At 68.9% G+C, this 23,503-nt stretch carries 15 protein-coding genes; 4 read left to right on the top strand and 11 right to left on the bottom strand.

Features of this window, described 5'->3' with window-relative positions; genetic code table 11:
* Positions 1 to 19: 19 nt before the first annotated feature.
* Positions 20 to 2,722, bottom strand: a complete 2,703-nt coding sequence (locus LY40_RS12500; protein ID WP_258936954.1) for a helix-turn-helix transcriptional regulator — start codon at positions 2,720 to 2,722, stop codon at positions 20 to 22.
* Between the two features lie 153 nt (positions 2,723 to 2,875).
* Positions 2,876 to 3,490, bottom strand: coding sequence for an NADPH-dependent FMN reductase (locus tag LY40_RS12495; protein WP_183781795.1), 615 nt, complete (start codon positions 3,488 to 3,490; stop codon positions 2,876 to 2,878).
* 287 nt (positions 3,491 to 3,777) lie between these two features.
* Here LY40_RS12495 and LY40_RS12490 point away from each other — a divergent pair, with 287 nt between their 5' ends.
* Positions 3,778 to 4,113 carry a YnfA family protein gene (locus tag LY40_RS12490; RefSeq protein WP_183781792.1) on the top strand — a complete coding sequence of 112 codons (336 nt, stop codon included), beginning with the start codon at positions 3,778 to 3,780 and terminating at the stop codon, positions 4,111 to 4,113.
* Here LY40_RS12490 and LY40_RS12485 read toward each other — a convergent pair.
* From LY40_RS12485 to LY40_RS12445, 9 genes are all read right to left on the bottom strand, one after another.
* Complete coding sequence (locus tag LY40_RS12485) at positions 4,088 to 4,510, bottom strand: YkvA family protein (RefSeq protein ID WP_183781789.1); 423 nt, start codon at positions 4,508 to 4,510, stop codon at positions 4,088 to 4,090. The two genes, LY40_RS12490 and LY40_RS12485, sit on opposite strands and share 26 nt — an antisense overlap.
* Positions 4,511 to 4,963: 453 nt before the next feature.
* Positions 4,964 to 7,336 carry a S8 family peptidase gene (locus LY40_RS12480; protein WP_258936953.1) on the bottom strand — a complete coding sequence of 791 codons (2,373 nt, stop codon included), beginning with the start codon at positions 7,334 to 7,336 and terminating at the stop codon, positions 4,964 to 4,966.
* A gap of 207 nt (positions 7,337 to 7,543) precedes the next feature.
* The gene (locus tag LY40_RS12475; RefSeq protein WP_258936952.1) at positions 7,544 to 8,527 is read right to left on the bottom strand and encodes an AAA family ATPase; all 984 of its coding nucleotides are present in this window, start codon (positions 8,525 to 8,527) and stop codon (positions 7,544 to 7,546) included.
* Positions 8,528 to 8,833: 306 nt separating this feature from the next.
* Positions 8,834 to 9,427 carry a hypothetical protein gene (locus LY40_RS12470; protein WP_258936951.1) on the bottom strand — a complete coding sequence of 198 codons (594 nt, stop codon included), beginning with the start codon at positions 9,425 to 9,427 and terminating at the stop codon, positions 8,834 to 8,836.
* On the bottom strand, positions 9,424 to 13,872 hold the full coding sequence (locus LY40_RS12465; RefSeq protein ID WP_258936950.1) for a DEAD/DEAH box helicase: 4,449 nt from the start codon (positions 13,870 to 13,872) through the stop codon (positions 9,424 to 9,426). Before LY40_RS12465 ends, LY40_RS12470 begins: the two co-directional genes overlap by 4 nt.
* 1,027 nt (positions 13,873 to 14,899) lie before the next feature.
* Positions 14,900 to 16,366 (bottom strand): tyrosine-type recombinase/integrase, encoded by a 1,467-nt coding sequence (locus LY40_RS12460; protein WP_258936949.1) that lies wholly within the window; start codon positions 16,364 to 16,366, stop codon positions 14,900 to 14,902.
* 84 nt (positions 16,367 to 16,450) lie between these two features.
* Positions 16,451 to 16,726 (bottom strand): helix-turn-helix domain-containing protein, encoded by a 276-nt coding sequence (locus tag LY40_RS12455; RefSeq protein WP_258936948.1) that lies wholly within the window; start codon positions 16,724 to 16,726, stop codon positions 16,451 to 16,453.
* Positions 16,727 to 17,086: 360 nt separating this feature from the next.
* Entirely contained in the window at positions 17,087 to 18,112 is a 1,026-nt protein-coding gene (locus LY40_RS12450) for a TRM11 family SAM-dependent methyltransferase (protein ID WP_258936947.1), read from the bottom strand.
* Positions 18,113 to 18,183: 71 nt separating this feature from the next.
* Positions 18,184 to 18,957 (bottom strand): hypothetical protein, encoded by a 774-nt coding sequence (locus LY40_RS12445; RefSeq protein WP_258937222.1) that lies wholly within the window; start codon positions 18,955 to 18,957, stop codon positions 18,184 to 18,186.
* An 830-nt stretch (positions 18,958 to 19,787) separates the two neighbouring features.
* On the opposite strand from LY40_RS12445, the gene LY40_RS12440 reads away from it, so the two are divergent.
* From LY40_RS12440 to LY40_RS12430, 3 genes are all read left to right on the top strand, one after another.
* Positions 19,788 to 20,825, top strand: coding sequence for a sigma-70 family RNA polymerase sigma factor (locus LY40_RS12440; protein ID WP_258936946.1), 1,038 nt, complete (start codon positions 19,788 to 19,790; stop codon positions 20,823 to 20,825).
* Positions 20,826 to 20,944: 119 nt separating this feature from the next.
* Positions 20,945 to 21,217: a pilin gene (locus tag LY40_RS12435; protein ID WP_258937203.1), complete on the top strand. Its 273-nt coding sequence runs from the start codon at positions 20,945 to 20,947 to the stop codon at positions 21,215 to 21,217.
* A 3-nt stretch (positions 21,218 to 21,220) separates the two neighbouring features.
* Positions 21,221 to 23,491 carry a TrbL/VirB6 family protein gene (locus tag LY40_RS12430; RefSeq protein WP_258936945.1) on the top strand — a complete coding sequence of 757 codons (2,271 nt, stop codon included), beginning with the start codon at positions 21,221 to 21,223 and terminating at the stop codon, positions 23,489 to 23,491.
* Positions 23,492 to 23,503 lie beyond the last annotated feature (12 nt).

Here is a 23,503-nt window from a genome sequence, read left to right as displayed (position 1 = left end):
TGGCACGACGAGTGGCGGCTCAAGCCATCAGCTCCAGTTTCGCGAGCTCACCCCTGCCGGAGACGCCGAGCTTCGGATACGCCTTGTACAGGTGGTAGCCGACGGTGCGCGGGCTCAGGTACAGACGGTTGCCGATGTCGCGGTTGCTGAGGCCGTCGGCCGCCAGTTGGACGATGCGCAGTTCTTGCGGGGTGAGGCCGTCGGTGTCGACGGTGGTCTCACGGCCAGGGCGGCTGTCGCGGCCCTCACCCGCGGCGCGCAGTTCGGTGCGGGCACGGTCGGCCCAGGGCTGTGCATGGAGCCGTTCGAACGCTGTCAGCGCCGCTCGCAGGTGAGGACGGGCCTTGGCGGGGTTGCGGTCGCGGCGGAGCCATTCGCCGTGGGCCAGTTCGGTGCGAGCCTGTTGCCAGGCGTCCGCGTGATCGGCCAGACCGAGTGCGGTGGACAGCAGGCCGGGGTCGCCCAGCAGGCCTCGACTGCGGAGGGCAACGGCGCGCACCGAGGGCCTGTCCACGACGTTCGCCCAGGTCACGAAGTCGGCAAGCGCTTGCGAAGCGAAGTCGTCGTCGGACGGGCGATCGGTGCGGGACGCCGCTTCGACGAGGTCCGGCACGGCCGCCAGGCCGGCCAGGCCCGGCCGGTGCGCCGCGGCCAGCCGGTCGACCGCCGCCTCGGCCCGGCCCTCGCCGAGGTCCAGCAGCGCCAGCGCGTGCGCCGCGGAGGCCGGATCCGCGTCAGCGGCGTACGAGGCCGTGGCGTCCGCATCGCCCCGCACGGCGGCGACGAGCGCGGGCACTCCCGACAGCGTCGCGACGCCGCGCCGCTGGCCGATGCACGTAGCGACCTCGAGTCCTTCGCCCGCCGTCTTCGCCGCGGCGTCGAGTTCACCGAGCTGCAGCTCCGCCTGTGCGAGCACGCCCAGCGCAGCGGGCAGCACCCCGGTGGCGGCCTGCCTCCTGGCCTCGCGCACGGTGTCCGTCGCCCTGGCGTAGGCGCGGTCGGGGTCGCCGAGCAGCAGCGACCACCACGACCGCTGCACCTCCGAACGCAGCGTCAACGCGATGTCGGTGCAGGCCGTCAGCTCCGTGCAGTCCGCGGCGACGAGCTCGCGCAACGCCGCGACCGCTTCCGCGACGTCTGCGCTCGCGGCGGTCGCCAGCGCCCGCACCCGGGTGGCGCCGGGAAGCGCCAGCTCGTCGGCGACCGCCGCGGCTTCGACCCCGCGGGCCGGGTCGTCACCCCGCCACGCCGCACCGACCGCGAGGAAGAGCAGCTTGCCCGCCGGTTCCGGAGCCTCGCCCGCGATCCGCCGGGCGGTCGTGACGAGCAGGTGATGCGCCTCGGCGACGCGGCCGTCGTCCTCGGCGAGGGTCGCCCTGACGATCGCGGCCCAGGTCGCGTCCACCGGCTCCGGAAGCAGCGTCGCCGCTTGTTCCGCCAGGTCACGGGCGCGTTCGGGCTGCCCCGCGTCGGCGGCCGCGCGGGCGGCGGACGTCAGCCGCAGCCCCTCGTCCCTCGGCTGCGGGCTCAGGTGGGCGGCGCGTTCGTAGTCGTCGGCGACCGCGGCCATGCCGCCGCGGACGCGCGCACGGTCGATACCGGCCTCGAGGGCCGCGGCGACCGACTCGTCGGCCGTGGTCGTGGCGGCGGCGAGGTGACGGGCGCGCCGGTCGGCGTCGGCGTCCTCACCGAGCACCTCGGCCAGTGCCCGATGGGCTTCGAGCCGCCGGGCCAATGTGGCCGCCCGGTACACGGAGGTGCCCACGAGCGGATGCCGGAACCCGAAGCAGCCCTCGGTGAACATCACCAGCTCGGCGTCCTCGGCGACGCGAAGGTCTTCGATCGACGCCCCGAGACCGTTCGCCGCGGCGAGAATCGTGCCGATGTCACACGTGCCGTCCGCCGCCGCGACCAGCAGCACGGTTCGCGTGGCGGGCGGCAACTCCGCGATCATGTCGGCGAACGGATCACCCCGACTGTCTCGTTCGGACGACCCGAATTCCAGCAATGCCAACGGGTTTCCTGCCGCCTCAGCGATGACCCGAGCCCGACGGTGACGAGGGAGTTCGGTCGTGGCAAGAATCCGGCGCGCCGACTCGTCGTCCACACCGGGCAGTCGAAGTTCGGGCAGGCCGGGTGTGGGCATCGCGGGCGCGAGCGGTTCGCGGACCGCCAACAGCACTCCTACCCGCTTGCCCGAGAGCCTGCGCGCGGCGAACGACAGGGCGTCGGCGGACGCCGCGTCGAGCCAGTGCGCGTCGTCGGCGAGCACCAGGACCGGCCTGTCCTGCGCCAACATCCCCAGTAGTTCCAGCACTGCCACGCCCGCGGCGAACCGGTCGACGGACCCGTCACCCGCGAGCACCCGGCGCAACGTGCCGGCGTGCGGTTCGGCGAGCCCGTCGACGTAGCCGGCCACCGGGTGCAGCAGCAGGTGCAGACCCGCGAACGGGATCGCCGACTCCGCCGCGACGCCGGCCCCGCGCAGCACGAACAGGCCGCACTGCGCGGTGCCCGGGTGGACCGGACCAGGTGTGCCCGCCTCGTCGGCCGCGACGCGAGTGTCGGCGGTGTCGGCGGCGAACTCGAGCAACGTCGACTTCCCGATCCCCGCCTCGCCGCGCAGCACCAGCGTCTGACCCGCCCCGGCGCGCACCTCGTCGACGAGCGTGCCGATGCGGGCGAGTTCGTCGTCACGGCCGTGGATCCCTGCAGAACTCATGGTCACAAGCCTGCAACTTCGAGTATGGTCGAAGTCAACGGATTTTCGTGGAAGATCGTCATCCCACTGCTGGAACCGGTGGTTCGACCACGACCCGCACGCAGTGGTTCACCGGGGCCGCCGCCCGGCCCTCGCGGGCGGCGGCCACGGTGATCAGTTGCTGCCGTACGGGCGCACCGCACGGGCCTCGTGCAACGCCCTGCCCCACCACGACAGCTGGTCGAGCATGCCCTTGGCCGCCTGGCTCGCGGACTCCGCGTCGTGCGGGATGCCGTCGTCGCCGAAGCGGTCCGGGTAGTTGTAGAAGCTGACGGTGTCGCGAACGGTGACGGCGTGCAGTTCCGCGAAGACGCCGCGCAGGTGCTCGACGGCGCGTAGGCCACCGCTCATGCCGCCGTAGGTGACGAAGCCGACGGGCTTGGCGAGCCACTCCGCGTGGAAGTAGTCGATGGCGGCCTTGAGCGGCGCCGGGTAGCTGTGGTTGTACTCGGGCGTGACGACGACGAACGCGTCGGCGGCGGCCAAGCGCTCGCCGAGCGCGTCGGTGTCGGCGGATCCGTCGAGCGAATCCGGCACGTCCAGTCCCGCCAGGTCGACGACGTCGACGTCGAACCCGTGATGCTTGCGCACCTCGTCGGCGAACCAGGCGGCCGGTACCGGCGCGAACCGGCCGGTGCGGGTACTGCCGATGATCACCGCGAGCCGCAGCGGCCCTCCGGTGCCCTGGGCGTCGCCGTGGGTCGTGGTCGTTGCGTTGGCGCTGGTCATGATGGTTCCTCTCGCGTCGATCGGTGCGTTGTCGATTGCCGTCGACGCTACGAACGCAGGCCCCGGTGCGGCATCAGTCGACCGACCGGTATGACGACTGTCAGCACGCGCCGTGTTGCGCCTTCCGGGCCGCGTGTTCTGCGTCCAGCACCCCGTGTTCTGCGTCCGGCACCGGACTCCCACGCCTGCGGTGCCGTGTCGCGGATTCCGGGGACCGTGTCGCGCGGCTGCCGTCGCGCCCCATCTGGTGCGGTTCCGTACGGTGCGGTTCCGTACGGTGCTCTGCCATGACGGTCCTACGTTCGGTGCTGTTGTTCGGGTTGGCCGCGCTCGCGGAGATCGGCGGGGCGTGGCTGGTGTGGCAGGGCGTGCGGGAACACCGTGGACTGCTGTGGATCGCGGCGGGCGTGATCGCACTGGGCGCGTACGGGTTCGTGGCGACGCTGCAACCGGACCCGCACTTCGGTCGGATCCTGGCCGCCTACGGCGGTGTCTTCGTGGCGGGTTCGCTGGCGTGGGGCATGATCGTCGACAAGTTCCAGCCCGACCGATGGGACTACATCGGCGCCGCGCTGTGTGTACTGGGCGTGGCCGTGATCATGTACGCCCCACGTCCGGCGTGAGGCCGGCGACGCGGCGGAGCGCGGCGAACCCGTCGTCGCTGCCCGGCCAGTGGCGACGCGCGACATCGATCCCGGCGCGACGTACGACGGACCGCAGCACGGCGGTGACGACGATCGCGTCGTCGGCGTAGCCCAGCACGGGAACGAAGTCCGGCACGAGGTCGATCGGCAAGGCGAGGTAGACCAGCAACAGCCACAGCCGCACGCGCACGCCGCGAGGCAGGTCGCGGTCGGCGGCGAGTCTGCGGACGAGCCGCAGCACGTCCGGCAACAGGCGCAGCGCCTCACGCAGCAACCCGCCGCGCGGCCGCACGATCACCAGCACCACGATCAGCGCCACCCAGGCGACCGCGAGGGCGGCGCCGACGCCGATCAGAGCTTCCCAGTACCAGGCCACGCACCCACCCTAGGCGCGCGCAGGACCGCTTCCAGGGCCGCCGGGCGCGGCCGCTAAGCTGGCCCTCGGCAGGGCCGTTAGCTCAATTGGCAGAGCAGTGGACTTTTAATCCCCGAGTTTGTGGTGTCGATGAGTGTCACGTGGCGCGGCCCAGGGTTAATCTGTGCAGGTCAGGACGCATTTTTCGCGGGCGTCAATATCGGGCAGTGTCGCGACGTATCGGGTGCTCTGTGAGCAACGGAGCCCAATCGGAGACATATACGACGGCCTGCGGGCGCCCATCGCGGACCGCCGCTGGCCTGTGGTTCTGTCGCTTCCGGGTCACGGGCAAGCTCATCCGTGGCAGCCGGAGCCGGTCACTGGCGCCGCCTCCGGTGTGACAATGCGTCCGTCGGGACGCCGTCCGGTGCGGCGCTATAGGTCAAGTTGTGACGTTAGGAGCCACGGCGGCAGTCACGTTGCCGTGGTGACAGTCAACGGAACGTTGATCTGCTGTGCAACAGGTGTCCAGACGTCGGCGTCGAGGTCCGGCGTTTCGATCGAGAGGATCATGGCGTAGCGAGCACCAGCATCGCTGCGGTCGCGTGCCTTATTCTCCTTCCACCAGCCGGTCACCGGGAACACGGCCAGTGCGCCGCGCTGGGCGAGGTCGGCGGCGCTACCGAACCAGATGTCCGTGTGCAGGGACCCCGGTGCGCGCTGGTGATCAGGGCCGAAGAACCACTCGCCAGTGTCGTTGCTGGACGTGGCTCGCAGCTCATCTTCGGCCAGGGCTTTCGCGTTGATCCGCTTCTGGAACTCGGCCTTGGACTCGGTGGCCCTACGCAGGTCGAAGCGAAGACCGTGGGACGCGTAGCTATAGCGACGCTGCCAGCCGCGCCGCCCAGGGTTGGGTTCGATGAAGTACGACAGGGTGACCCGCAGGCGGACCTGCGCTTCGCCGAGGTCTGCGAGGACGCCGGTGGGCCACGGCAGATCGTGGTAGTGGATCTCGCGCATGGTGCCCTCGGCGAAGGGACGGATGGTGTCCTGCGCGATGAGCGTCAATGCGTCGGTGGCGCTCCGGGTGGCCCGGGCGAGGTCGGGAACGCCCATGCCGTAGCGGCGGCGGAGGGCGATGCGGGGCGCCTTCTTCTTTTCGGCTTGGAATCGGGCTTTCATCGCGGGAGTCCATTCGGCGGAGTGCACAATCAGCGCCCGCACGGTCTCCGGCCACAGTGCCGGGTACTCGGCCATCACCGACGCTGACAGCGCCGCGGCCTGAGAGGTGGCGGCGCTGGTCGCGTGGATCGTGGTCAGCAGTCGCGTGGTTCCGAGGGGTGCGTTGGTGGTCAGGAGCTGTAGGTTCGCCGGGGTGTCGAACGTGGTGCCGTCCGGTGAGCGGGCCACGTTGCCGCCTTCGAGTACGACGTCTGGTTTGATCGGCCAGACTCGACTGAAGGCGACCGAAGTACGGCTGAACGGTGACAGCTCGCCACGCGGCGCCCAGGGTGTCCAGCCGGCGAAGTCGGCCGCGGCGCCGGTCATGGTGTCCATTTCGGTGTACGCACCGATGGTGAGAACGTTCCACGCCTGGGCAGGGTCTTCCACCGGTTCGAGGTCGCTGCGGTCGAGGTGCTCGTCACCGGGGTACCAGGACCGCACGTTGCCCGCCGACACGATGAACAACCGTTTCGCGGCGTGGTCGGCGTCGTCGAGAAAAACCAGCCCATCCTCGTTGGCGAGGACGCTGCGACCGGCGGCGAGCGCATCGAGGCTGGCCGACCAGGACGACGGCTGCCCGGACGCAGCCGGAGCTGCCGCACCGTTCGTCGATGTCGCCACGGGTGCCGTCACGGCGAGCGAGTAGACCCTGCGGCGATCCGGCGCCTGGACCTCAGCACGACTCGTTCCGGCGGCGGTGACCGCACCGTAGAGATCGGGGGCGTTCTGCTGCGGCAGCGGTGGGAGCAGCTTGACCGACTCCAGCCGATGGCGTAGCCGCAGCAGCTGCGGTGAGGCTAGGGCCTGGCCAAGGTCGCCGTATAGGGCGAGGCCGGCCATCTCGGTGCCGTGTCCCCGGTCGTCGTACACCGGCCACGATGGGTCTGCGGCGTGGCAGTCCTCTCGGGGAAGGGACGCCTGCAGCAGGGGGTGTTCCTGGTAGACGCCGCTGTCGATAACACAGACCGTCGGCGCCTCGGGATCGGCGGGCTCGAGCCTGTCCGCGAGGTCGTCGATCCAGGCGGCCTGCTCGATCGCGTCCGTTTCCGCCAGGAACTGTGTCGGATCGTGCGGCCGGCGCAGCTCGGCTAGATCGTCGAGAACGTCAACGGCCGAGGCGAGCTGGTCGACGGTCGCTTCGACCAGCAGCACCGTGCGGTCCCCGAACCCAAGGCCACGAGAACCTGTGCGCAGTCCGGTGGCAGAGGCGAACGTACGAAACCGGCTCACCTCGTTCCCGTCGCGCCACCGCAGCCACGCCTCCCACCAGAACAGCTGCCCCGGCTCCGGGAACTCAGCCGGCGGATCGGTCCACAACGCCTCGATCGACGCCGCCCGCACTGCCTGGACACGATCAACGAGCTCCCGATTGCGGGGCCTCGCGGCGTCTGCAGTTTCGACGTATTGTGTGATCCGGTCCAGGAAGTGAGTGAGCTTGCCCTGCGGCACGAACACGGTGGCTCGTTCCACGGTGACACCGTCGCCGAGGTCGACCTCCTGCACCGCGCGCAGCTCCGGATGGAGGGTGCCTTGCTGAGGGTCGAGCCTCTCCAGCGCGAGGTGCACCCCGGGGAAACTCTCGAAGCTGACGTAGACGCCGTCGACTGCACCCTCGACTTGCACATCTCGCTGGCTCCGTCGTGCCTCCGCGTCAGCGTCGACCTGGCGGAGGGCATCGTGCAGCTGCTGGCCGTGTTGGCGCCGGTCCGCTGGCACGGGAACTTCCTGCCCCCCGATCGCCCGCCGCGGGGGTGAGTAGTCAGCGGCATGCGCTGAGACCGGGATGAACAGATGGGGACGATCGCGAGGTTCTGGCATGGCTTCCGCGGATCAGTCGAGCATGTGCTGGCGCCGCTCCTGCAGCGCCGCACAGAGGCTGGTCGTGGTGACTCGGCCGTCGCTAGCCAGGATCGCTTCCTTGGCCGCCAGATCCGCGGCGATGGTGATCTCGCCGTGGCTGAGACCGTCGGCAGCCGCGTCTACCTTCGACCAGGTCAGCCGAGCGGTCGGAACGTTGGACAACCGGGTCCGGATCACGTCACGCACGACCTCACCGGCGGGCAGCGGATAGTCGATCACCGCGTCGAACCGACGGAACATCGCCCGGTCTAGCAATTGCGGATGGTTAGTCGTGGCCACCAGCAGGCTGTCCGAGTTGTCTATCTCGAGGAACTGCAGGAACGAGTTCAGCACCCGCCGAATCTCGCCGACGTCGTTGCTAGCAGTGCGGTCACCTGCAAGGGCGTCGACCTCGTCGAACAAGTAGACGCCGCGGGTCTCCGACAACGCGTCGAAGATCAGCCGCAGCTTCGCTGCCGTCTCCCCCATGAACTTGGTAATGAGCCCGTCGAGTCGGATCATGAAAAGGGGAAGCCGCAGCTCGCCGGCCAGTACGTGTGCCGACATGGTCTTGCCGGTGCCTGGGGGACCGGTGAGCAGCAACTGCCGCAGAGGTTCGAAGCCGTGCGACTGGAGCCGGTCACTTTGTCGTTGTTCCTGCAACACGCGTGCGAGGCGTTGCCGAACGCTCTCGTCGAGCGCGAGGTCGGCGAGGAGGTTCTGCGGGTAGGTGACCGTCAGCAGCTGTGCCAGTTCGCCGCGCGGCTGGACCACCGGGACCGGACGCGTCGCCGTCGAGTTGCGGCCTTGCTGTGTCTGCAGCGTGTCGACAAGGTCTCGCAGATCCTGGGCGAACCGGTTCTGTCCTTGCCGCGCCGCACCTGCAGCGACCTGTAGGGCCACGGAGTAGAAGCGGGAGTCGTCTCCCTCCGCATGGCTCTTCACCATGGCTTTTACCTGGTCAGCCGTGGCCACGTTCTCACCTCCCCTCCGTGAGCAAGCACTGTATTCGACCATAGCGCTCCCGGCCGACCAAACAGCCGGTACCGGGCCAATGCGTAACGGGGCCACCACGAGATCAACAGAAGTCGCAAATAACGACCCGAGGCGCTACAGCCTGGGTGGGCCTCGGCACCGTTCAAGCCAACTTCACGACCAGCACCAACGCTGGAAGCACCGCTCGCGGCAGGGACCTGTCTATGGAGCTGCGGGCTGTTCGTGGCGACGAAGTGCGCAGTGGAACCGGCCATGGACCGGCCTGTCCGTGGGCATCTTCCCGCCCTATCGATGGCGAGCCCGGCGGGCTTGTACGGCTGCACTGTACGCGGCCGCCGGGCTGGAGGACTGTCCGCGCGCTGGTGCCCATCCTTGCCCGGATGAGCTATACGGGAACCACGTTGCGCCTATGCTGAGCCGGATCTGGATTCCGAGTGTGGACACGGTGATGCGGTTCTGATCTACGGTGAGCGCGTCTTCGGGAACGTGGTGGTGGCTGCAGATGGTTTCGATCGCCGCGTACATCACGCCTGGGTCCGGGTCGTGAGCACGGTGCGCGGTGTGGACGCCCTCCAGTCCTGCGAATGTGTAGGCCACGCGTAATCGGCTGAATGCAGCGTTGCTCAGCCCTGCTCGTTCGGCGGCTGCCGCTGCCGTGGCGGCATCGCACTGTGTTACCTGGACCAGCCGGATCAGGTCGACGACGTCATCGTCGTGGAGAGCTGCGTTGCGTCCATCCAGCAATGCGGCGGCACGGCGCGCGGCATCGGCTGCGATCTCAGCGAGAACCTGGGCTGGGAGGATCCCCGCGGGTGTCTCGGGTAAGTCACGGTCGGCGAAGGGGATCCGTTCGCCTCCGCCGGTTGCGCTGGCGGTCATGATGTCCTGAGTTTGACGAGGTGCACGAGTTCAGCGGCGGTCAGCTTGGTGAAGTCGAATTCTCCGCCTGGCAGATACAGATTACTCAGGTCGCGTTTGGCGGCCAGCAGTGCGGAGATCCGGTCTTCGATGCTGTTGCGAGTCACGAGGTAGTCGACGTTGACGATTCGGGTCTGGCCGATGCGGTAGGCCCGGTCGGTGGCCTGTGCTTCGACAGCGGGGTTCCAGTGCCGCTCGAAGTGGATCACGTGGTTGGCGCAGTGCAGGTCGAGGCCGACGCCGCCGGTGGTGACGGTCGCGACCAAGATCTGAGTGCCGCCGGAGGTAAAGGCCTCGATACGGTCCTCGCGGTCGGATTCGCCGACGTCGCCAATGTAGAGCGAGCTCGTGTATCCCAGCCTGGTCAGGAAGTAGTGCACCATCTTCGCGGCGTAGACGTAGTGGGTGAACACGAGGGCCCGCTCGCCGGTGCCGCGCAGGCGTTCGACCAGTCGGCGCAGGACGGTCAGTTTCGGGGTACTGTCCTCTAGTTCGTGCGGAGGCAGGCCCAGTTCTTCCACGGGCAGGTCGTCGTATTGGGCTGGGCTGTTGGTGATCTTGCGTTGGTCGTGGATCACCTTCTTGGCGAGCTGGCCTACAGCCGGACTATTCGGGTTGCGTGTGATCTGCTCGACATCGTCGGCAGTCAGCGCTTCGAGCATGCCTCGCTGGCGGTCGGAGAGGTGGACGAGGTGTGTGGTCTCGTGCTTTCCCGGCAGGTTCATCCCGAGCGCCGGATCGTCTTTGAGCCTGCGCAGGATGAACGGACGCAGGATTCGCTGGATCCGCTGATGTGCCCACGCCGCTTGGCGCTCATCGGCGGCATCGGTGATCGGGCGCACGAACTGGGCGGTGAACTCGGCCGGTGTCCCGAACAGCCCGGGGTTGCACCAATCCAGGATGGTCCGGAGCTCGCCGGCCTGGTTCTCATAGGGCGTCCCGGTCAGAGCGACGCGCATGGCGGAGGGAAGCGCACGGATCCACCGGGCCGCGCCGGTGGCGCCGTTCTTGGTCCGCTGGGCTTCGTCCGCGACCACCAATCCCCACTCGACGGCGCTGAGTTCGTCGATGCTGCTTTGGAGAGTCGGGTAGGTGGTCACCACAACCGTGGCCGGGGTCAGCCCGGCAAGGGAGCGTTTCTGCTTCCAGTACCTGATGACGGGCAGTCCGGCGAACCGGGCTGCGTCGCGCTCCCACTGGCCGATCAGCTTGCCGCTGGGACAGATCACCAGGGTGGGCCGGTTCGCGCCGGTACGTCGTGGTGACTGGTGGAACGCCAGCGCCGAGATAGTCTTGCCCAGGCCCATGTCGTCGGCGAGTAGACATCCGAAACCGGCCTGGCTCATTCGGAGCATCCAGGCCACGGCGCGAGCCTGGTGCGGCATCAGGGTCATCGAACATTCCGTGCTGACCTGCCGGACGGCCTCGGCGTAGTCGGTGGAGCGCAGGTCCCCGATGAGCGCTGCGAGCCCGTCGGCGGGAGTGCACGCGTAGGCTCGCCCGTTGATCGTCACCCAGCCGTCGAACACGTCGAGCATAGCCTGCGCCCGGGGAATGGTGGTCGCTTTGGGCTGGCGCAGGCATTCCTGCGTCTTGTCATCGATCATGACCCAGCGGTTCCTCCGCATGATCCACGGAAGTTCGGCCCGGCGAAGCTGGTCCAGCTCGGCGGGGTTAAGGATCTGGCCATCGGCGGTGATGCGCCACCGTCGGTCGAACAGCTCGCCCAACCCGAGACGCCCAGTCAGCGGACTGGTCGACTCCGCTGGTTCAATGACGGCTTCGACGGAGAGTGCGTCGGCCCAGTCCTTGTCCCAGACCACCTCGACCCCCAAGCCGGTCAAGGTGTCTGCCGCGCTGCCCCGCAACAAGGCGGCGTCTGCGGCGCTGAGCCAGCAGCGTGCCGGATACGGGTCCGCGCCCAGCGCCTCCAGCGACGGCAGCGTCCGTCCTGCCAGCCGCAGACGTCTGCGCACGCGCTCGCGCAAGTCGGGACCGTTGGGGAAACGGGCAAGAACTGTGCCGTCCCACCACACCTCATCGGCGTCAACGGCAGTGTCGGCGCTGCCCGGGACCCGACACAGCTGCAAGGTCGCCTCCAGCACAGCGGTGTCCGGACGGGGCGGCAGGACGGTCAGCTGAAGCGACGGCGCCTCGGAGTCGAGGTCGTCGGAATCGGCCGCGTCGTCGACCCACCGCTGCACGGTGCTGATGCGGTCCGCGTCGTACACGTAGGCGGCACCGGTGAACGGGACCGGTCCGTGCAGATGGCCACGCCCGGACGAACTCACCAGGTAGTCGGCGACCGCGTCGATCATGCCTCGCACAGCCCGGACCAGGTCGACCGACTCCCGCACGTTCTCGCCGCGCGCCCAGTCCCCGAGGATGTACGGCGAATCCTCGAGTTGCCCGGCGAGCTGGTTCACCAGTTCGGCCTGGTCGGCATCGAACGCCCCGACGCGCCAGGTCGGATAGCGGGCCCCCCGCCGGTTCGTGTCGGCCAACGCCGGCGCGATCCCGTGGCGCGCGATCGCGTCCAACGCCAGGTGAATGACGCGCGTCCACACGCGCGCAGAGTCGTGCCATCGCTCGCGTGCTGGTCCGGCCAGCAACGCGATGGCGTCACCGGTGCTGATCCGCCCGCATCGAAAACTGAACGATTCGCCCTGCCGACCGACGAGGATGCGACGCACTGTTGTCTCCGGCGCAGCCTGGACATGGTCGGACAACGCGCACAGCAGGCCCGCCTCCACAGTCGGAACGGTTGTGTCGAAGACGAAGTACGCGCCGTCGTCGAGCTCGGTCATGAGCGTGTCACGGTCAAGGCTCGGCAGTCTGTCCCGGGTTGCCGAGGTGCCGACAACGGCTGGTCGCTCGGGAGCCGAGGGCGGCTCGGTCGACGATGCGGACTCGGACGAGGGCTGCGGGGCGCGAGGCTCCGGCGCGGCCGGGACGGTTGCTAGCGGTGAAACGCTCGTTGAGTCCGGCTCCGCAACGGGTTCAGTACCCTTGTTCGAAGAGGGAACGGCAATCGCTGGGACCGCGGTTGCGGGGCGGGCACGCTCATTGAGGAGCAAGATAAGCGCTCCTGCCGCGGCTTGGCGGGCCTGCTTCCGGTTTCCGCCTTTGGCCGTCGCGCCGACCGTGTCGCCGTCGTGCTGACAGGACACCCACGCTTGCGATATTCCGGCGGTAGCCTTGCCGTCGCGCCACTGCGGAGAACTGATCCACCCCCGCGACCTCGCGACGTCCAGCACCGAGATGGCCGTCGCAGCTCCCGTTACGGCCAGCCATTCGCTGTCGCCGACCGCAGTGTCCGGCCACCCGGCGGACGGATCCAGGCCTGCAAGTTCAGAAACGGCTTCCAGGCGCACTGCCTGTCGTGCTGCCTTGCCCGGTGCATAGCACGGACCGAACGTGCGCATTCGCCCGTCGACGATAATGCGGAAGGAAGCCCATTTCGTACCGTCCGGCCCAATGCCCTCGCCGTACTGGCCGGTCGACACCCCGGTCAACGCGGCGTACTGGTTGAGCACATACGGCAGCATCACCGGGATCCGGGTTGCCGCGTGCACTCCCTCACGCCGAACCTCGTCCCATGCTGCCGAGCGTGCCCGAAACAACACCACCGCCAGCTGTTTGTCGTCCAACAGGCCCGCCCGGGCCCGCTGCAGCGTGTGGCCCACCAACTGCGGATCGGGGTTGGGAAGGCGGGCGCACTCAGTCAGCGCGCCGAGGAACTCATGCGGGGTCATCGACGACCAGTGGCATGACGATTCCCCACCACCAGGTGCCGCCACGGGCTCCCCTGGTTCCAGGATCCCTTCCCCAGCGACGGTTGTGTCTTCGTTCAAGATCAGCCTGCCGTCGACCAACCGGTTCAGCAGACTCAAACTCGCCGCGTGACGGACGGCGGACTTCGACGTCGCCACGCACGTCTCTCCGGATATCGACCCGTCCTCAAGTTCGAGAACCGCCTGTCCGCGGAACGCGAGGCCGCCACGACCGTTGATCGGTTCAGGATCTACTGTCGGAACAGGCAGCCCGGCCATTTGGGCATGCACAGACAGGACGCTGACAGCCACGTGCGGTCGAGCCTGCAAATGTTCCAGAACACGCTGCCGAATCCCGTCCCCGTCCGGCCCGTCCAGACGTACCAAGAGAAGCGCACGGATGTCCTTCGGCGTGAGCTCTTGAGCCTCCAACCGACGCAGAACCTCTCGCAGCCCGTGCGTGCCCACCCCGCCGCCCACCATCCATCGGCGCAGCCACGACGGAACCTCCTGGGCCATCCTGATTCCCCCAACGAAAGCGCGGCGACGACGAACACCGCCGCCGACAGAAACCAGCGCCATCACCGACGAATGCAGGCGGGAGCGTAGCGGCAAACGCACGGGCACAAACATCCACCGCACCCAATCGTGCGACCCCCATTCCAATGATGATCCGAAGGCTCGGCGCAGGCCTCGGTGGGATCCAGCGACCGGACGGCGGTCGGCAACGAATCGCCACCGAGCACCGCACGGCCTGCGGCGCGGTTGTTCGATAATAGGTTCTGCTTCCGGCTGATCGGGGTGGACTGGTCGGCGCGCGCGATCCGGATGAGCTTCGGACATAGGGGCGCTTCCGACCCGATGTCCACCAACGAGGCGCTCGTATACGAAACCGCCGTACATTACCCGAGCAGAGATCGACACGGCGAGGTCATCACCACCAGACGGTGGTGGCGGAACCTGGCCTTCCGCAAGCTGTTCGCAGTCCCCTCCGTTGTCTCCCACCGTCCCCTCATGGGCCCCGTCGGCACCCTCACCATGCGCGGCGGCGTATCCCCAGCATGGCACTCCACCAGCGAGGCAGCGGACGAGTCGCCGACGGCGGCGGGCTTGACCCACCTCATGCCCGCCGGGACCTTCCAGCTCTCCAGTGTCCGGCCCGCCACTGTCGCCGAAAGACTTCTCTACAGCGCAACATCGAACGAGAACTTGCCGACGAACTGCTCGGGCACGACGGCAACGGGAACCCATCGCCTACCGCGAACTCGAACCCTTCGCCACGTTCGACGCCCTGATCCTCCGCGGAGACATCCTGACCGTCGCGGTCATTGAGCCAGACCTCTATGACGCCATGTTCGCCAGCGCCGCCAGTATGAACTCCGAGGACACCGTCTCGGTCCGCCTCCGTTCAAGGAAAACACGCCGCGAACTTCGGGAGCAGGGGCACCTCTCACCGAGTTCCCCCACAGCGCTGCATCTGGCGTGGGCCCACCGCGCGACGCATTTCCCCGATAGGTCCAACCGCCGCACGGTCGCGCAAGACGACCCAGCGAAGCCGTTCATGACATAGCACAGAGAAGAACGAAACACGTCAATCCATTGTGGATCGACGTGCCCCATTCTCCCCGTTTCGGGTTGTCCCGACTGTGCCCGTGGTGGGTCAGGCGGCGGTGGGACGGTTGCGCGGGACGATGGATGCAGCGGCTTCGGCGGTCTCGCGGGCCAGTTCGGGCAGGACGTGGGCGTAGGTGTCCGCGGTGACCGCGATGGTGGAGTGGCCGAGCAGTTCCTGCACGACTTTCAGGTCCGCTCCGGCGGCAAGCATGAGGGTGGCGGCGCCGTGGCGCAGGTCATGCAACCGGACCGGCGGCAGCTCGGCGGCGTCGGCGATGGCGTGGAAGGCATCGGTGAGCTTGGCCGGGTGCAGAGGGCCACCGTCGCGTTCGGTGCACACCAGCTCTTGTTCGACCCAGTCGGTCCCGGCTGCCACGCGCTGTTCGTTCTGGTGATTCTTCTGCCGCCGCAGCACCAGGGTGGTGGCCTCGTCGAGGGCGACGATGCGGCCGGAGGCTTCGCTCTTGGGTTCACCGAACTCGGCCCTCCACCCGAGTTGTACGATCGCGGTGGAGATGGTGATCGACCGGCTGACCAGGTCGACGTTCCACCATGGCAGGCCGCAGGCTTCACCGCGCCGCAGACCCCGGTATGCGATGAGATGGAACAGCGCATAGTAGGGGTGACCTTCGGCCTGATCGAGGAATTTTCCGATCTGCTCGGGTGTCCACACCATGACTCGCGAGGGCTTATGTCCGGTGCGCTGCCAGCGTTCGACCCGGTCGGGTGTCCACAACAGAGCCTTCGGGCGGCGCCCGGAGGGTAGCTCGACGTAGGCGGCCGGGTTGAAGGTGATCTTCTGGGCGCGGATGGCGGCGTTGAGCGCGGCGCGCAGGGTGGCGCGGTAGCGCTGCATGGTGGCCGCGCTGATGATCCGCAGGCCGTGCACGCTCTTGCGGACCTCGGGGTCGTCGCTGTCGTTGGCGGCGGTGATGGTGTCGTTGCGTTCGGCCATCGCGTCGAACATGCCGGAGATGTGGTCGACGGTGAGGACGTCGAGCCGATAGTGGCCCAGGTGCGGCGTCAGCCAGTTGGTTATGTGGAACTGATAGGCGATCCGGGTGCCTTCCCGGATCTTCTTGCGGGTGGTGATCCAGCTGGTCAGCCATTCGCCGACGGTGGGCATGGCTCCGAGGCTGGCATTTCCCTCGTCCAGCTGCTTCTCGACCTCGTCAGGTGTGGGGAACGGTTCTCCGGTGCGCAGCCGGTTGTCGATGAGGTCGCCGATGGCGGCGAGCGCGGTGTCGCCGCGTCGTTCACCGACTGCGACCAGGTCGGCGATCTTGTCCAGCTGGTCCTGCGCGTCGGTCTGTGAGGCGAATCCGTGCCGCCTGCGGGTGCGGCGGGTCCCGTCGTGATTCTTGGGAAGTTCGGCTTGATACGACCAAGTTCCGTGGTTCGAGCTCCACATTCCGTTGCTGCGTTTAAGTTTGGGGCATTGGGAGCCGAGTTGCTTCTTGGTGCCGGGCTGGGTGCAGCTGCAGCGCTTGTACGTGGCGCCTTTGAATGCCATCGGGGATCTTTCCTTTCCCGCAATCCGCGGCTGTCGGGTTCGGACAGGAACCATGGACGCTCCAGTAGCCGCAGAGGGCAAGCGTCAGGCATGAGGCTCTTCATCCAGCCCGAGCAGCTCGACCAGAGGTGCGACAGCGATGCGGTAGCTGCGGCCGACACGGACCGCCGGCACCGGGAAGGTTCCGGCGCGGGCGAGTTTGTAGGCCGTGGTGCGGCCGATGCCGAGCATGCGGGCGGCGGTCATCAGGTCGGTGGTCACGCCGAGGTCGGCGAGTCGTTCGCGGGACCACGCCGGTGACGACGCGGCCGTGGTTGTCGAGTCAGGTGTGGCGGGGCGGAGACGGTCGAAATCGTGCACAGCAACCTCCTCGCAGCGAGGCGATGTCAGGGTTCGGTGGAGGCATGGGGTTCTCGTGCGCGCGGGTGCTGGCCCTCACGGCAGGGGCATCCGGCAGTTGTTGGGCGTGGAAATGCCGGAGCGGTGCCCGGCGGCGCTGTCAGGCCCGGCCACAGCAAGCCCGAGACGCGAACGTCGCCCCCTACAGCAGCGACACCGTGGCCGCAGGACCGCTGCGGCACGAGACCGGGAGCATCCGCCGGGATCGTCTTCCTCGGTCATGGCGGGCGTCGCCGCGGCGCGCCAGCAGCGGGACACCGGTAGCGGGTACCCCAGCCGCAGTCCCAGCAGTGCACCCAGGGTGCTCACGACGTCCGTCCGCTACTCTTCGGCCCCGCCTCGTTGAGCGACGTGCTGCGGGGCACGAGGGGGCTTGGCCAGGACGATCACGTCCTCGTGCGAAATCAGATGCAGTGGCAACCCCTGTTCGCGTTGTTTGCGGATGAAGTCACGTTGGAAGAAGCTGCCCCGGGCGATGAGCGTGTCGTTGGCGACGCGGGCAAGGAGCGCGACGCACCGTTCGACGGGTTCGAGTCCGGCGGCGTGTCCGCAGGCGATGATTTGTGACGGCAGGTCGATCAGTTCGGCATGCTCGCGCCAGGGGCGCACGGTGATGGCGACGTGCCCTCCTGGACGCAGGATCGTCGCGGCTCCGGCCAGGATGCGTGTGAAGCCGGACAGGAGTCGGTGGTGTCCGACGTTGGCGAGGTTTCCACGGTCGAGGGTGTTGCCGTAGCGGTGGTAGTACTTGTGGACTTTTCCGTCGGCCGAGTCGGTGCTCGCGGTCGCGACGCGGCCGTGGGTGGAGGGCCCGTAGGGCGGTGAGGTGACGACGAGGGCAGCTTGCCCGTGATACTCCTCGGGCAGCAGGTGCGGGAGTTGACGGGCGTCGCCGTGTACCACCTGAGCGTCGGCGTTGTGTCCGCGTTCGCGGGCGAGTTCGAGGTTGGCTTGGGCGATGGCGGCCCAGTGGGGTTCGTATTCGACGGCGAGGGCGCGCCGTCCGGCGTGGAGGGCTTCGACGAGGGTGGTGCCGGCTCCAGCCATGGGGTCGAACACGATCTCGCCCGGACGGGTGTAGTGCTCGATGGCGTGGGCGGCGACGGCGGGAAGCATCTTGGCAGGGTGTGCCGTGGTTCCGGCCACGTAGCGGCCTTTCCGCTGGTTCGCCGGCGAGGTTTGCGCGGTCGTCCACACGGACACGGGCAGCTCAGCTGCGCCGGGTGCATTGTCGTCGGCGGGGTTGGCGTCGAGCGTGTCGTTGAGGGTGCGTGGGATCGGCATGGTCGCCTCGTCGGTGTGCGCATCGCTGGTCTGGGCGCGTTCGTTCGGCGGCTGTGGGGTCATGGCGGCAGGCACCTTTCACGGGTCCGGTCAACGGGTGGGTAGCCAGTTCAGGGCGGCGACGCAGGCGCGGTTCACGAACCTTCGCCGCTTGCGACCGTGGTGGGATCGGTCGCGCCGGTGTCGGGCGACGAGGTGTCTGTTCCGGATGGTTGCGCGAACACGAGGATGTCGCTGTGGACGCGGAGGTGTGGCGCGGGCAGTCCGCGCGCGTGGGAGTGGTGGCGGGCGCGGTCGTGTTCGGTGGTGTGGGCGGGGCTCGGGTCGGAGTGGAGATGGCCGGCGCGGATCGGGGTGTGGAGGGCGACGATGTGCTGGAGGTAGAGCAGGTCGGCGTGTTGACAGGCCGCCACGATGTCCCCGGTCGGGTCGACCAGTCGTCCGCGGTGGGTATCGCTGTGGGTGTAGACGGCGAAAATTCCTCCGGCGTGTAGCTGCGTGGCCGTGGCATGGGCGATGCGGTCCAGCGGCAGCGTGTCCGTCGCGTGGGCGGGCAGCGAGGCGAGGACGAGGTCGGCGCGGGCCGGACGGCGCGTACCGCCGGAATCTGTGAGGCCGTGGGTGGGTGCGGTAGCGGCCAGCGCTGCGGCGGGGTTGGCGTGGCTGGTGGGCAGGCTCGCCCAGAACGGACGGGCGCCGCCCGACTCGCTGGACGCATGCGGGATGAGGGTCGAGACGTCGGCGCTGCGGTTCAACGCGCGCACCACGTCGACCACACCGCACTCCGGTTGCCCGTCGGTCTCACCCACATCGGCGGAGGGGGCGTCGGTGCGGGTGCCAACCGGGTCCGGGGTGAGCAGCGTGACGTGTGCGCCGGGGTCGGTGAACGCGGCAACGAGGGTTTCCACGATGGGTGTGGGCCAGGGCGCGCGTGCATCGACGGGTTCGGGTCCGCAGGTCCACACGGTGGCCGGTGTCGGTGTCGCCGGGGCACCGGTGGTGTGCTGGCGCGGCGCGGCCGGGGTTTTCGGGCGCGTGCCGGCGGTGCTGCGGGGTGTGCTTGGGCGGGAACGCGGGGTGGCTCCTGGGTATGCCGGGCGTGTCTCGACACGGGACGAACGCGACGAGGTGGGGGCATTGTTGCGACGTCGGTGACCATCGGCGTGCGACGACGAGGATGGGGCCATGAGTGCTCCTCCCAGAGGGCCGGACTGAGCTGGCGATAACGGAACCGGCTGGGGCGCTGTCGTCAGGCAATACTCATCACGACCCGGATTTGCGACACGTCTCAGCGTGAAATGACGCGCCGTCCACACCCGCCCGAGACGCCGTCCCGCGCACCCGCCGCGCCGCGCGCGGAGCGAACCGTTCCGCTGCCCTCCCGCTTGCTGCACGTGCCTGCACCTCGGCTCACGGGTGCGCCGCAGCACAGACCTTGGAAGAGGTGATTTCCCCGGCTTTCGGCAGCACGGCGCCGGCCCTTTTCGTGGCTGCGGCAGCCGCATTCACGCTCGTCGTCGCCAACGGCGAGTCAGCAGGTCACAGCGTTGATGCGGGGCGTGTCAGCAGTGTGATTCACGTGGTCGGCGGGGTCCGCCTGTCCCGTGGTCGTCGGGCGGTGTGAGGCGGTGTTGTCGCGCTGGTGAGGCGGTGTTGAGGCGGCGACGACACGGGTGTGAGGCCCTCGGTGTGGCGTGCTGATGGCAATTCACTCAGCCGCACTCGCAAGGGGGTCGTGATGAACAGTGGGAAGAAGGACCGTGCGCGCATCTATGACGTAACTAGCAAGCCGGATTTCGTCGCCGGCTCGGACGTGTTCGCGATGGCGCGTTCGGCGTTCGCCTGGTTGGTTGCCGGCCCGGATCCGGTCAGCGTGGACGGACGCGCCGTCCCGGGTTTGCCGCCACGTCCGGTGCCGTTGGATGAGCTGGGCACGCGACTGTTGGCGCGCAGCTGCCCGCAGGTTACGCGCGACGGCGCGTGGGCCTATCTCATCACCCGGTCCCGGGCCGAAGGTGGTACGTGGACTGTGGCGTGTGTGGGGCTGGCGCTGCCGAGCGTGCTGCGGGCCGCGTCGTTGGTGACTCGCCGAGTTTCCGGTGACACGCATGACATCAACGCCGCGGTCTTGACCGGTTTCCTTGCCGCCCTGCCGACCGTCGACCTGGCGCGTCCGGCGATTCTGGCGCGCCTGTATTACGCGGCATACCGCGCGGGCTTGGCGGCGCGGGACGAGATCGTCGGCAGTCCGATACCGGCCGGGGAACGGGTGTCGGAGGCCGCCGCGACGCCGCAACCGGAGGGGCATCCCGACCTGGTGTTGGCCCGCGCGGTCGCCGCTGGTGCGATCACCACGGCCGAAGCCGATCTGATCTCCGTCACGCGCCTCGGCGACACGTCACTGGCCGAGGCGGCCGCCGAGCGCGGCAGTTCGTACAAGGCGACGGCGAAAGCGCGGGAGCGCGCCGAAGCACACCTCCGTACCTACCTGACCGGCGGCCCGGTCGACACCGATGCGAACGCACACGAACCACATCCCACTCCCGCGGGGACGAGCCGCGACAAGAACCGCGTAGGCGACCGCGGCAGGCGACCCGAGACGGCACGTGGCCGCGGGCGTGGGCAGAAAACACGGCAACCGATGTCGCCCAACGCCGCCAAATCCCGTATTGCCTCACGCGGGGCTCCTTCTCCCGCACGACCCAGTTCTCGCGCCCGTCCCGCCCGTTCCGGTCCGGCGGCGCCGACTCGTCGGGAGGTCCGCTCATGCGACTGACACCCCCACGCCCCCATCGCCGCACTCGTCATCGCCGAATTGCTGGTGCCGTTTCGCGGGTCCGCGCGGGCGGGGTAGTCGCTGCGGTGGCACTGACCGTGCTGGTGTGCACGCCAGCAATGGCCACGGCCGACGTCGGCCAGGTGGTCGCGTTGGCGCGCACGGTCGATGAGGTGTTGAGCAACATCCGCGACTGGATTATGGGGATCCTGGCGGCGGTCGCGGTGGTGTTCCTGACCATCGGCGGTCTGCGCTATCTGATGGCCTCCGGCGACCCAGGGGAGGTCGAGAAGGCCAAGGGGGCGTTCAAGGCCGCCGGTATCGGGTTCGGTCTGGCCGCACTGGCCCCGCTGGTCGTCGAGATCCTGACCGGCATCGTGGGCGGTGTGTAGCCCATGGCTCCCACGAGCGCCCGGTTGCGGCGGTGGGCAGGCACGCTCGCCGCGACCGCGGCCCTGCTGGCCACATTCGCCGCGACAGCGGCGACCTCGATCGCGGCCACCCCCGCCCCGTCGGCGGCACCGGTTGCGGCACCGGCCCAGACCGAGCCGCCGTTCCCGCTACCGCCGGTCGACGAGCCGGACTGCCGGCCGGGGGCGACTGATCCACGGTGCACGCTGCCCGATGCGCCCAGCAGCACCGCACCGCCCCCGGAATCGCACCTGCCGCCGGTCACGGAACTACCTCCGCCGCCGTCGTGTTTTCCCGGTTCGCTCGCCCCCGGATGCGACGGGCCCACCGGTTCCGACGACCCGGACGGTTCAACGACGCCGGAGCCGTGCACCGGGCCGAATTGCATCCCCCAGCCCGCCCCGGTGGAACCGGGACAGTCCGACAGGCCGCCCGACTCGAACGAGGACGGCGACGAGGAGGCCAGCGACTGCGGGATCACCGACCCGGTTGCGTGTGTCACCGACGGCATCGACAGCCTGTTCCGCGGCGTGGTGACCGAGGCGCTGAACCCGCTGCTCGACTTGCTGGGCCAGACCCTGCTGACCACACCCGAGCCGAGTGACCTGCCGAGTGTCGGACAGCTGTGGACCCAGTCGTGGCACATCCTGCTGTCGGCCTATGTGGGGCTCGTGCTCATCGCCGGCATGGTGGTGATGAGCTATCAGTCGCTGCAGACCCACTACTCGATCAAAGAGATCGCACCTCGCATCGCGGCGGGGTTTCTGGCGGGCACGCTGTCGCTGTTTCTGGCGACCAAGGCGATCCAGATCGCCAACGCCCTCGCCCAGGCCGTGCTCGGCGAAGGGGTGAATGCCGACACCGGGAGCACCGCGCTGACCACGATGGTGCTCGGCGCACTGAACGGCGGCGGGCTGTGGATCGTGTTCATCGGCCTGGCCCTGGCGGTCATGGTCATCGTGCTGCTGATCACCTTCATCGTGCGGGTGATGCTGACGATCCTGCTGATCGCCGCGGCACCGCTCGCGCTGATGTGGCACGCCCTGCCCCACACCGAAGGTATCGCCCGCGCGTGGTGGAAAGCGTTCGGCGGCGTGCTGGCCATCCAGGTGGGCCAGTCGCTGACGATGGTCGTGGCGCTACGGGTGTTTTTCACCCCGGGCGGGCTGTCGATGTTCGGGCCCACTGCCGACGGACTGGTGAACCTCCTGGTGTCGCTGGCGCTGATGTGGGTGCTGATCAAGATCCCGTTCTGGTGTCTGCGTCCCCTCTCCAACGGCGGACGGTCGATGGTCGGCTCGTTGGCACGCGGGGCGATCGCCTACAAGACGATGGGCCTGCTCGGCGGCGCCGGATCGATACTCGGCGGGAAACGGTCGTCGCGACGCGGGCCGAGCGCACACACCACCGACCGCGCCTCCGATGGCGGTGATCCGACGGCGACGCGCTCGGGGCAGTTCATGCTGCCGATGCGGCTGCGCCGCACTCGCCCCTCCTCCCACCGCAGCCCCCGACTCGGCGATACCGCCGCGGCCACGGGCGAGCCGGGAGATCGGCGGCCGGGGCCGGGCCAGCTGTCGCTGCTGTCGGTGACCGGCACCGCAGGCCAGCACGACGTGCGGCCGAATCCGCGGGCGTTGCCACCCGATGGACTTCCCGGGGCTCTCCCGACCGAGCAGCGCGGTCTGCCGATCACCACCCGCCGAACCCCCAACGCGACGTCGCGCCGCACGGTGGCCGACGAGCACGCCACACGGCGCCCGAGCATGCCACCACCGGTGCCGCAGTCGGGCCTGCTGACTCCGGACGGGCGGATCAACCGCAACGCCCGCCCACCCACACGTCTGCCCGGCGCGTTGATCGCCCCGCAAGCCGGGATGCTGCCCATCCACCTCCAGCCGGCCCCGCCCGCACCGACGCGCCACACCCTGGCCGATGAACGCAGAGCCGCGCCCGCCGACACCCCGCCGGTCCGGCAACGAGGGCCCGGGCTGATCACACCGTCCGGGCAGATCAATCGCACGGCCCGACCACTTCGGCCCCACTCGACTCGCGATGCCTACACCGGTAACCGCCCGTTGGCCTCGGGCCAGTACCCGTTGCCGCTGGGCGTGCGGCGCCAGCCAGCGCCGCGGGCCGGCGCTCAGTCCCCGGCGCCGACACCGCCGTCCACACCGCGGCCTGCGCCGCGGGCTCGTCAACTGGCCTTGCCCTTGGACCTGCCGCGACGCAGGCGGGGCAAGCCTGCGAAGTGAGGTGCCTTCCAC

Origin of the sequence: Prauserella salsuginis (genome assembly GCF_024648885.1) — a bacterium.
GTDB lineage: Bacteria > Actinomycetota > Actinomycetes > Mycobacteriales > Pseudonocardiaceae > Prauserella > Prauserella salsuginis.
Note: the sequence above shows the minus strand (reverse complement) of the source record. Positions and strands in the feature narration are given on the sequence as shown.